Genomic DNA, 10,794 nt, shown 5'->3' with positions numbered 1-10,794 from the left:
CGTGTTGAGCGTCAACGTGATCAATCCATCCTCGCCGCCCCGGGCGGGCTACACCTGTGAACCGCTGGTCTCACCGAACCCTGACACCCAGGGCCGCAGCACGGTCTCCGGGCGAACCAGCAGCCGGATCTTCCGGAGTGTGTCGCGGGGGAGTTGGTGGAGCAGGGCGGCGAGCCAGGCCCAATCTGCCCAGGTGAAGCGGATCTTCTCGCCGTGCAGGTGTCGTTCGAGGACGGTGAGCTGGTGCCGGAGCGCGAGGATCTCGGCGTCATTGGCGCGGTCGCTCATGGGCAGAAGGCGGAGCAGCGTGAGGGTGTTGGTCATGCCGAGGTAGGCAAGTCGAAGCAGCACAGCGGGTCATCCTCGCGCAGTTACTGGTGTGGATCCCTGCCATGTGGGGGTCTGGCAGCTCGTAACCGCAGCTGATCCCGTTCCGGCGATCAAACTGGCCATGGCCAGCACGGATGAGGTTTTCGGCACGCGCAGCGTCACGGACCACAACCGGCGCGCCACGAATTAGGCAACAAGGTCCCGCAGGGTCCGCGACTTCACCTACGACGAAGACCGCCCCCAGATCCGCACCGGCACCGGACCACAAGTCATGGCCGCCTTACGCAACGCCGCCATCGGCGCACTCCGCACCACCGGCGCCACCAACATCGCCGCCGCCAACCGTCATCACGCCCGCGACAGCACCCGGCCACTGGCACTACTCGGCATCACCTGAACGACTTTGCCGAGGCTCTGCGAGCGGCTTGCCGTGGTTCAACCACTGATATGTCGTATTTCCGACAGGCGGCTGGAGATCGATTTCTATCTTCGTGTCGGGGTGACTTGCTACTTTGCCGCGGGTCGGCGAGCCCGCGAATTGGTGCTACGGCATCGGAAACGAACGACTGTCGCAAACTGAGAATATTTCGACTTTGACACGCTGGAAGCGAGCGCGCCGTGACGTACGAGCAAATTGATCAAACGCAGGGACAGGACAGTGACTTCAGGCGACGACGCGCTGCTGTTGACGATCCGGCCGAGTAGTGAGCGATACGGCCGCGACGACGACCGATGGCTCGCTCAGCAGGTCGAGCTGTTTACCCAGCTGCGCCGGGAAGCGGGTGGCCTGCGTCGCAGGATGGACATCGACGCTGGCGGAAAGGGTGCCATCGAGACGGTCATCATCGCGCTTTCGTCCGCGGGCTCCATCACCGCGGCCGTACAGTGCCTGCGGGACTGGCTCACCCGTGATCGCAGCCGCGTCGTCGAAATAGCCTATACCGTGAATGGTCGCGAGGAGAAGATCACCCTTCGCGGCACACTCGTCGATGACGCAACGGCCAGACAACTCACCGAGATCGCCTTGTCCCGGTGGAGGAATGGCGCATGACCGGCCCACGGTACCGTGCGCTATTGATCGGTAACTCGCACTACCCCGACGACCCGGACAATCTGCCGGATCTCAAAGGCCCGATCAATGATGTCTCGGGCCTGGGGCGCGTCCTCTCGGGAAACCTGACTTCGCTGTTCTCGCCGACCGACATCACGCTCTTGACCGACCGGCCCTCGTATGAGATCAGCGCCGAGCTGGAAGAGCTGTTGACCGGGGCTACGCGCGACGACGTGCTCCTGATCTACTACAGCGGCCACGGCATTACCGCGGACAACGGCTCGCTGCTGTTATGTGCGCGCAACACCCGAACGGACCGCAAGCTAACCACGACGATCAGCGCCGAGACCATCACCCGGATGACCGATCAGAGCGCTGCGGCAATTACCGTCATCGTCCTCGACTGCTGTTATGCCGGCGCGTTCAAGGGCGGCGATGTGGCTTCCGAATTGGCGGGCCGCGGCCGATACGTCCTGGCAGCGACGCGCTCGTCTGATCGCGCCGCAGACGCTGAGCACAGCACCGGATTCAGCCGCTTCACCGCCTATCTGCTGCGCGGTCTTGAGGGTGCTGCGGCGCGACCCGGCGCGCAGTACGTAACAGTCTCCGACCTCTACCACTATCTGCGCCGCCGCATGGCCGAGGACGGCCCGCTCGTCCCCCAACGCCGTTTCGACGGGGACGGCGATCCGGCATTGGCCCGTGCCGGTCTTCAATACCCCCGAGAGCGCACTCCGCCCGATCCCCCAGGGCGCGCTGGGACGCAGCCCGCGGTCGCCGCAAGCGGCGGGACACCCTGGCCGCGGTGGCGCCGCCGGCTAAACGTGGTGACAGTGGCGGCCATAGCCATGACAGCGCTGGCAGGAGCAGCAATAGCCGTGGCCGGTCTACCCGGGCGGTCCGCGGACCATCGTGCTCAGCCGGGAGCAGGGCCGAGTGCCATCGCGCCCGCAAGTCTCGGCGCCGGTGCCATCCTTCCCAGCAGCAATACGCTCCCATCGATCGGCCCGGCGTCGGCGGCGTCGGCACAACACTCCAAGCGGCAAGCTACCTTGGCGCCGACACTGACGGCGCCAGTCAGGCCGAGCCCCACTATCAGCATGACCATGCAGCCGACCGGGAGCTTTTCGTCACCCCTGGACGGCGCAAAGGTCAAGAGCTGCGCCTACTTCTCCGGCTCAGCACACTTGGCGAAGGGCCAGTCGCTGATCCTGGCCATGCGCAGCCTGGACAACGGCGATAACCAGAGATACGTACAGCAGGTCTTCGGCTGGGACAAGCCCGACGAGTTGTCCTCCTGGCGGGGCGCTCAGTACTTCAACGGCGACCCCGGCCAGAGATACTCCATAGAGCTCATGGCCGTCGACTTGGAAGCGTCTCGCGCCGCCAAGGACTACGACGCCCGCGAGGCCGCCGACGCGCTCGTGCCAATCGCCACCTCGTTGGCCGTCCGCGAGGTCGACCGCGAGGCCGGAACCGTAAGCAACGACTGTCCTGGCCCTTGAGCGATCATCCGCTGGTTACCGACGTGATCTTCCAGATCGGCGGGGCCCGCGTTCCCGCGCACGCTGCTGCTCCCCGCGGTCTACCCGCTCGTCAGCCGCCGAGGTCCCGATATGAAGGGGGTATCGCTCGCCGCCGGTGCCATCCTGTTCCCGCCGCCCGGCTCCCGCGCATCGAACTGGTCGCCGTCGACCTGGCGATACTGATCCCCGCCGTCTGCCTCGCCGACGTCATCACCCGCCACGATGATCTCCCGCAGCGCCGTGTCACCCGCCCAGCAAGATCGACGTTGCGGAGGCCATTGAACGCACCTCGCGGCCATGAGAGATGACATGCACCGGCCGAGTGCGGTCTGCGGGTCGGGCCCGGGTTGTCCCTCGTTCTTGGTCTTGACGAACAGGCGTCGCGGGAAGCCTCCTCAGCTCAGTCGCAGGCTTCTGCGTGGGACGTGATCTCGGTCGCCCGAGACCTCGCCAACTGACATCGCGAAATCGAACGGAGACAGCCATCCGTCGATCTTCACGAAGGCTCGATCCCACTCACAAGATCATCAGATATGCCGGCGCCCGGTCAGCCATCACACTCTGTAGCGATCTGATCGCGGCAAAAGAGTCCCTCCGGCCCCGCCGTGCGCCCGGTAGCCTCCAGCCGACTACCGGTGACTGCGCTAATCGAATTTCCCCGGTTGTGCTGACGTAGGTTCCCCACCCTGGGCGCTCCGTTTGCCCCGCTCTCTGGTCCGATCCCCGTGTTGATCACCGTGGATGGGTTGGAGGCGCGGGTGCTGTCTTTGGAGGCCGATGTGGAGGCGCACGCGTTGCGTGCTCAGGGGTGGACGATCTCGGCGATCGCCCGGCATCTGGGCGTCGATCGCAAGACCGTGCGGGCGTACCTGTCCGGGCGACGCACTCCGGGTGTCCGGGTGCGTACGGCTCCGGACGTCATCGACCCGTTCCTGGGCTACTGCCGGCTGCGGCTGGCCGACGACCCGCACCTGTGGGCGTCGACGTTGTTCGACGAGCTGCAGCAGCTCGGCTTCACCGGCTCGTATCCGAGCCTGACGGCGGCGATCCGTAAGCACGGTCTGCGCCCGCACTGCGAGCCGTGTCAGGTCACTCGCGGACGCGACGCCGCGATCATCACCCATCCCGCCGGCGAGGAGACCCAGTTCGACTGGGTCGAGCTGCCCGACCCGCCATCGGCATGGGGCGTCGGCAAGCATGCTCACCTGCTGGTCGGCGCGTTGGCGCACTCCAGCCGCTGGCGCGGCGTGCTGGCGCCGACGGAGGACCAGCCGCACCTGATCGAGGCACTCGATGCGGTCACCCGCAGGTTGGGCGGCCTGACCCGGCGGTGGCGCTTCGACCGGATGGCGACCGTCTGCTTCCCGGCCTCGGGCCGGTTGACCGCCTCGTTCGCCGGCGTCGCGAAGTATTACGCGGTCGGCGTGGACATCTGCCCGCCCCGGCGCGGCAACCGCAAGGGCGTGGTGGAGAAAGCGAACCACTCCGCCGCGCAACGCTGGTGGCGCACCCTGCCCGACGACACCACGATCGAGGCCGCTCAGGCCGGCCTCGATGCGCTTTGCGTCCGACTGGATCAACGCCGTCGCATGCGCGACGGGCAACGCACCACCGTCGCGGAGCTCGCCGACGCCGAACCGCTGCGTCCCTGCCCGCCAGCACCGTTCCCGGCCGAGCTGCAGGCAACGCACACGGTGACCGCGCAGGGACTGGTGCCGTTCCGCGGCAACTTCTACTCCGTCCCGCCCGGCATGACCGGCGCGAAGATCACTATCCGGCACCGGCTCGGCGCCGACACCCTGCGCCTGGCCACCGCGTCCGGCGCGGTCGTCGCCCAGCACCGTCGCGCCGTTGACGGCGCCGGCCGCACCGTCCGCGACGACGGTCACGTCATCGCCCTGGAGAAGAAGGTCCTCGAGCAATTCAGCACCGCCGCCCGCTGCGAGCACAAGACCCGCCGGCCGCCCTCAGCGGCCGCGGTCGCCGAGGCGGCTCGGCTGCGCGGCCTGCCGGTCACCAACCCCGCCGCCCGGGTCGTGATCGACCTGTCCACCTACGCCGCAGCCGCAGCGCGGCTCAAGACCTCACCGCCCGTCCCGGACGGTGACAACCCCAAGGAGAACACCCCGTGACCCAGCCCGCCATGAGCGAAGCACGCCGCTACCAGCAGCTACGCGCTCACCTGGCCTACCTGAAACTCAACGAAGCCGCCGACGCGCTCCCGCGCATCCTGGACGCGGCCCGCACCGAACGGCTGTCGCTGACCGCCGCCCTGGAACGCCTGCTCGAGATCGAGGTCGAGTCCACCGAAGCCCGCAAACTGGCCTCCCGGCTGCGGTTCTCCTGCCTGCCCGAACCGTGGTCGATCAGCGACTTCGACTTCTCCGCCCAGCCCGGCGTCGACGAGAAACTCATCCGCGACCTGGCCACCCTGCGCTTCCTCGACGACGCCTCCAACGTCCTGTTCGTCGGCCCGCCCGGCGTCGGGAAAACCATGCTGTCGGTCGGCCTGGCCCGCTCCGCCGTCGAAGCCGGCCACCGCGTCTACTTCACCACCGCCGCCGACCTCGCCGCCCGCTGCCACAAGGCCGCCCTGGAAGGCCGCTGGGCCACCTGCATGCGATTCTTCGCCGGACCCCGCCTGCTCGTGATCGACGAACTCGGCTATCTGCCGCTACCCGGCGACGGCGCCTCCGCACTGTTCCAAGTCATCAACCAGCGCTACCTCAAGTCATCGACGATCCTGAGCACCAACGTCGGGATCGCCGACTGGGCCGGCGCGTTCGGCGATGCCACCGTCGCCGCGGCCATGCTGGATCGTCTTCTGCACCGCGCCACCGTGGTCGGCATCGACGGACCCTCCTACCGGCTGCGCGCTCACCAGAGCCACGCCGACAAGCTGCGCCAGGCGGTGAACAGCCGTGCCAGCTGACACCACCCGCACCTGCCCGATCTGCTGGAACAGCTTCACCGTCGACACGAGCAACCGGAGCAGGCACACCTACTGCTCCGGCCGCTGCCGCGCCGAAGCCGGCCGCCGCCGCGCCCGCGAAAACACCGCCACCAACCCCGCGTCCGCCGACACGCCCAAGCCCTACCAGCCCGAGCCCGCAGCCCTGCGCGACTGCCCGCACTGCGGCCAGCCCGTCACCATCGTCGCTCTCCTGACAACCCCGCAGGTCGCCCAGCAAACCCCGCTCGCCCCCAACCTGGTCTCGCTTCGAGCGGTCCGAGACAACTAAGATCCCTACGCACCCAGGTGGGGAATTTCGACTAGTACCTCTGGGGACTTCCGGCTAGCGCCATCACCGGTCTGCCTTTCGGCGATACATTGATCGACGGTGCCCGTATTCCACGAGCTGACTATGGACCTCGACGACAGCGTCTCCCAGTTCGCGCAATTCTTGCTGGCGCTGCTCGTACTTCATAAAGTCATCAAAGTAGTCTTCTCGTAGGCAGGTTCGGGGTTCGTCGGGATCAACCTTGAAAGTGTTGGCCGCTATTGCGCCAACAAATTTCGAGCATGCTTCCCGCAACTCCGAGAGCAGCCGAGACATCTCATTGTCCACAAACTGAGCCATGCCCCAATTGTGAATAATGTTTTCTGCATCTTCAATCTTGGCCCACTCCCAGCATTTCCCTCCGAACCATTGCTTCAGGTAGGTTAGGAGCATGCCGTCGGGCGGTATTTCGGTTACAAAACGTGAAAACTTTTCAATATCATAGTCCGCAGGCACCGCTTCGAGTTCGGCGACACGTACCCGCAGCCTGGAAGACTCCTCGCGGGACGCATCCAGGAGCTTTGCGGAATCTAAGTTTGAGCGTTTAAGGCTCTCCTGGAGATTCTTTACCTCGGCTTCGAGGGCGGATTTCTCCCCACTCACCGTAGCAGCGTGGCGCCGAGTGGCCTCGATCGCGACGACTAAAGCGAGGATGATCCCCAATCCCACCCAAAAGGCGGGAACGGCATTCCGGCTCAGCCAATCACGGAACCCGTCAGAGAACAGGAAACTCACGGCTCCCGCAGCGTCCGAAACGGCGCCCCAGAAAAGCCCAATAATCACTGCAATCACAATGAATACTGCGCCGGCAGCACTTAGAATCCTCTTCATGCAGTCATCATACCTAGATCCGCGTACGGCGTCGCACAAGATCCTTTACGCGCGATGAACGTGGCGCTCGAGTCACTCCAGTCGGACGCAGATCGATTTTTATGTCGGAGGAATTCAAGCAAGCGATGCTCCGCGATTGGTGCGGTAGAGTGCACTCATCTCGGCAGATCCGGTTGTGCGATCAGCGGCAATGCAGGTGCCAATCTGGGGGTGTTACTGATCGATCGCCTCACTCGACATGTAGACGAATGCTTCATATAGGGGATATGGCTCGACCGCGTCGTTCGCCGTTGCCCGAATCCCAGTAGGTTGGCCGTCGTCAAGCAAATCAATATCGTCCGCGTCGAGTTCCACCAACACGTCATGCGATTCGTCAGCCGACGCGGAGCGCACGTCAGCGAGTCCCACAATAGCTCGTTTCGCTTGAAGCGCTGCTCCTTGGTCAGCCTTTCTCACATCGCTAGTTTCAACAACTCCATTATGGTCACGCAGTTTCTGCAGTGCAGATCTCGAAATGGTGATATCCACTCGCGCGACGTCGGGTTCAAGCTCGACATGTATGTGATTTTCCGGAATCCCTCGTGCTCGGCGTTGTTTGACGCTCTCCTGGTGCGCACGAAAGCCGTCGTCCAAAGCGAAGCGGACCACCGCGCTAAGAATGTCAGTCATTCGTCCAATATACCCGTGCTGCCGCCACGCCAGGCGCTGAATGGCTTTACGTTCAGGCCGTTGACGCTTGGATGTGAGCTGATACGAAGTAGTCGAACCGGGAGCCCAAAAAGATCAGACGCGCTGTTCTCGGCAAATGCGTGTACGCGAACGTTTGTCGGTTTGCCGGGGAAGTGCGGATATTTCAACGGTCTGAATGAGTCAGGCCGCGTGGCCGATGCCTCGTCGCGTCGGACTTCTCCGTAGGTGCAAGCGAGCTTTCTGTGGTGGAGGTACTGTTGCCGGGCCGTAACCGGCCGGACCAGCTCCGCACCCGACGAGGCCATAAGGCTGCGTTGCTGCTGGGAACCGTTGCTCTGGGAAGGTCAGGCAGTTCCACGCGTCGGCGACCAAGGCAATGCGCGGCGCCAGTCCGAGCAACCACAACAACGACCCTGCCGGTAGGACAACGCGTCGGAGTAGCTGTCTACAGTTGTCCGGCACTGTCCCCGTGGCCATAGGCTGGCGGCGGTACCAGGCCCAACGGCCCGCTCACCGAAGAACGGTCGGTCGTGAAGGCCAGAAGCGGCGGCGCCAGACAAGGTGTGTGGCCCTCGGTGAGACCACGGACTATCCTGCCCGGAATGCCGCAACGCACGACGCCGTTCCAGGCGGTCGTTCACCTGGTCCGCCAGCACTACGCGCGGCCCGGTGTGACGGTCACCGAGTCGAAGATGATGTTCGACCCAGACTCGCGACGCGACCGGGAGGTGGACATCGTCGTCGAGGCCGAGGCCGACGGCGAGCCGATGGTGATCTCGTTGGAGGTCAACGAGAAGGGACGCCGGGCTTCGGTCGACTGGGCCGAGCAGCAGATCGGCAAGCACCGTCGGCTCCCGACGCACAAACTGGTCCTGGTGTCGAAGTCGGGGTTCACCGCGGGGGCTCTGACTAAGGTCGAGTCAGAGGGCGGCTGGGTCGAGGCCGTTGAGCCCGAGATCGTGACGGTCGACGGGGAGCCGGTGGTGAAGCGCCTCCTGGCGGACTCGATCACCTTCAGCCCGACGCGCTGCACGGTCGTCGTTGTGAGCCCTGACCAGCAAGTGATCGAGGTGGCGGGGCAGCCGGAAACCGACGTCTACGACTCCGATGTGACCCTCCTCGGAATCCTCGGCCACCTGGTTGCCGAGGCTCTCGCCCTGGACCCGATCCGGCGCTACCTCTGGTTCGAGGCGAGACACCACCCCGAACGCGACACCGTGACGACCTTCCAGCTCGGCCTCGTGGTGGCGCAGCTGGGGTACCACCTCCAGCAGACCGAGACCGGCGACCTCCACCAGGTCCTTGCTGTCGAGGTCTGGGGAATCTTCTCGTTCATCCGGGACGAGGTCCACCTGACCCTCGGGCGGCTCGGCGGCCGGACCTACGCGGCCGCCGAGCAATCGTCGTTCGCGGGGCGGCCGGTGGTATGGGTTGGGACGACTGACGAAGCCACCCAGACAACCACGTTGTCCTGGCGGGCGACGGACGGGCAAGCTCCGAACCCGCCGGCCGTCGAGCTTCCCCAGCAGCTGTACTTCCCGGGTCTAAAGACAGTCGAATGGCCGAGGCATCCCGAGGACCGCCCGTCGGAGGAGGCCGAGAGCACCACCGTCTGAGGAGGGCGGCGGAGGACCCGCTCGCCGGCCCATGACAGAGCAGTCGCCCGCGACGCGCACGGTGCGGACCACGCATCATCGGCGGCACGTCGGGCGCCACGGAGCTGTCGGACCTCGTACCGTTGCCCTTCGCCGGCGGGCGTTGTTCCCGCAACCGTCCGTCGGCCCCTCCCACTAGCCTGGGTGATTCACGGTGATCATCAAATGGTGGGTCCGATCGGCGTGTAAATAGACGAAAGTGCCTCTCTGGCAGGGGAAACTTGTGATTGCGACATCTACAAGGATCTCTACCAAGGAGGCACTTCCGGCGTGCAGTTTACGGCGTGGTCGAAGGATCTGCGGGTTACCGCGGACGGAACACAGGTGGTGTCGCACGTCGGGGCCGCGTTGCTGCGGATGCTCGCGGATCGGGCCGGGCTGACCGGCGCCCTGTCCGCCGGGTTGGCCCGGACCGGGGTGTTCCCGGTCCATGACCGGGGCCGGGTCCTGGTCGATCTCGCGGTGCTGATCGCCGACGGCGGCGAGGCGATCTGCGACATCGACGTGCTGCGCCACCAGAGCGAGGTATTCGGGCTGGTTGCCTCGGACACCACCGTGTGGCGGGCCCTGGACGAGATCGGTCCCGCCCAGCTGCGGCGCATCGCGGTGGCGCGGGCGAAGGTCCGGGCCCGGCTGTGGCAGCTGTTCAGCGCCCCACCGTCAGCCCGCGCCGCCGGCCGGGACATCGGCGCCGGGGTGGTCGTGCTGGACGTGGACTCCACGATCGTGATCGCCCACTCCGACAAGGAAAACGCCGCCGCCACCTACAAACACACCTACGGCTTCCACCCCATCCTGGTGACCTGCGACAACACCAACGAGCTCCTCGCCGTCAGACTGCGTGCGGGCAACGCCGGCGCGAACTCCGCCGCCGACCACCTCGCCGTGCTCGGCGACGCGATCGCGCAGATCCCGGCGCAGCATCGGCGGCGTCTGCTGATCCGCGGTGACAGCGCCGCCGGCACGCACGCCGTGCTCGACTGGATCACCGGCCAGAACACCCGCCGCCGCACCGTCGAGTACTCGATCGGCTGGTCGATCACCGAGACCGAACGCGCCGCCGTCACCACCCTGCCCGCCACGGCGTGGACACCGGCGCTGACCGCCGACGGCGGCGTGCGCGAGAAGGCCGAGGTGGCGGAGCTGACCGGGCTGCTCACCTTGGGCGGCTGGCCGGACGGGATCCGGGTCATCGTCCGCCGCGAACGCCCGCATCCCGGCGCCCAACTGTCGCTGTTCGAGGAACGCGACGGCTGGCGCTACACCGCGTTCGTCACCAACACCCCAATCGGGGCCCTGCAGTGGCTCGAGGCCCGCCACCGCGCGCACGCCCGGGTCGAGACGAGGGTGTCACAGTGCACTCATACCGGGCGTTCGTGGTCATGGCGGTCGTTGTCCTCCTCGCGTGCCGTGTTCTGGTTGTCCAGGAA

The 10,794-nt window shown here is 65.9% G+C and carries 11 protein-coding genes; 8 read left to right on the top strand and 3 right to left on the bottom strand.

Annotated features, from left to right (window positions below; translation table 11 throughout):
• Positions 1-48 precede the first annotated feature (48 nt).
• A complete protein-coding gene (locus ACIA5D_RS51440) occupies positions 49-351 on the bottom strand; it encodes a hypothetical protein (protein ID WP_396038069.1) in 303 nt (100 codons plus the stop codon).
• A 250-nt stretch (positions 352-601) separates the two neighbouring features.
• On the opposite strand from ACIA5D_RS51440, the gene ACIA5D_RS51435 reads away from it, so the two are divergent.
• The 6 genes from ACIA5D_RS51435 (at position 602) to ACIA5D_RS51410 (ending at position 6,149) form a co-directional block, all read left to right on the top strand.
• Positions 602-727 (top strand): hypothetical protein, encoded by a 126-nt coding sequence (locus ACIA5D_RS51435; protein ID WP_396038068.1) that lies wholly within the window; start codon positions 602-604, stop codon positions 725-727.
• Between the two features lie 261 nt (positions 728-988).
• Positions 989-1,381 (top strand): hypothetical protein, encoded by a 393-nt coding sequence (locus ACIA5D_RS51430; protein ID WP_396038067.1) that lies wholly within the window; start codon positions 989-991, stop codon positions 1,379-1,381.
• Positions 1,378-2,886 carry a caspase family protein gene (locus ACIA5D_RS51425; protein WP_396038066.1) on the top strand — a complete coding sequence of 503 codons (1,509 nt, stop codon included), beginning with the start codon at positions 1,378-1,380 and terminating at the stop codon, positions 2,884-2,886. The genes ACIA5D_RS51430 and ACIA5D_RS51425 overlap by 4 nt, the downstream gene beginning before the upstream one ends.
• Before the next feature lie 779 nt (positions 2,887-3,665).
• On the top strand, positions 3,666-5,039 hold the full coding sequence (locus ACIA5D_RS51420) for a transposase (protein WP_396038065.1): 1,374 nt from the start codon (positions 3,666-3,668) through the stop codon (positions 5,037-5,039).
• Positions 5,036-5,839: an IS21-like element helper ATPase IstB gene (gene istB / locus ACIA5D_RS51415; protein WP_396038064.1), complete on the top strand. Its 804-nt coding sequence runs from the start codon at positions 5,036-5,038 to the stop codon at positions 5,837-5,839. The genes ACIA5D_RS51420 and istB overlap by 4 nt, the downstream gene beginning before the upstream one ends.
• Complete coding sequence (locus ACIA5D_RS51410) at positions 5,829-6,149, top strand: hypothetical protein (RefSeq protein WP_396038063.1); 321 nt, start codon at positions 5,829-5,831, stop codon at positions 6,147-6,149. The genes istB and ACIA5D_RS51410 overlap by 11 nt, the downstream gene beginning before the upstream one ends.
• A 63-nt stretch (positions 6,150-6,212) precedes the next feature.
• Here ACIA5D_RS51410 and ACIA5D_RS51405 read toward each other — a convergent pair whose 3' ends face one another.
• Positions 6,213-7,019: a hypothetical protein gene (locus ACIA5D_RS51405; RefSeq protein WP_396038062.1), complete on the bottom strand. Its 807-nt coding sequence runs from the start codon at positions 7,017-7,019 to the stop codon at positions 6,213-6,215.
• 213 nt (positions 7,020-7,232) lie between these two features.
• Complete coding sequence (locus ACIA5D_RS51400; RefSeq protein ID WP_396038061.1) at positions 7,233-7,688, bottom strand: hypothetical protein; 456 nt, start codon at positions 7,686-7,688, stop codon at positions 7,233-7,235.
• A 623-nt stretch (positions 7,689-8,311) separates the two neighbouring features.
• Between ACIA5D_RS51400 and ACIA5D_RS51395 the strand changes: the two genes are divergently transcribed.
• Complete coding sequence (locus ACIA5D_RS51395; protein ID WP_396038060.1) at positions 8,312-9,325, top strand: hypothetical protein; 1,014 nt, start codon at positions 8,312-8,314, stop codon at positions 9,323-9,325.
• Between the two features lie 309 nt (positions 9,326-9,634).
• Positions 9,635-10,794, top strand: a 1,160-nt coding sequence (locus tag ACIA5D_RS51390; RefSeq protein WP_396038059.1) for an IS1380 family transposase, incomplete at its 3' end; no start/stop codon positions are given.

The organism is Actinoplanes sp. NPDC051513 (assembly GCF_044454685.1).
Lineage (GTDB): Bacteria > Actinomycetota > Actinomycetes > Mycobacteriales > Micromonosporaceae > Actinoplanes.
Note: the sequence above shows the minus strand (reverse complement) of the source record. Positions and strands in the feature narration are given on the sequence as shown.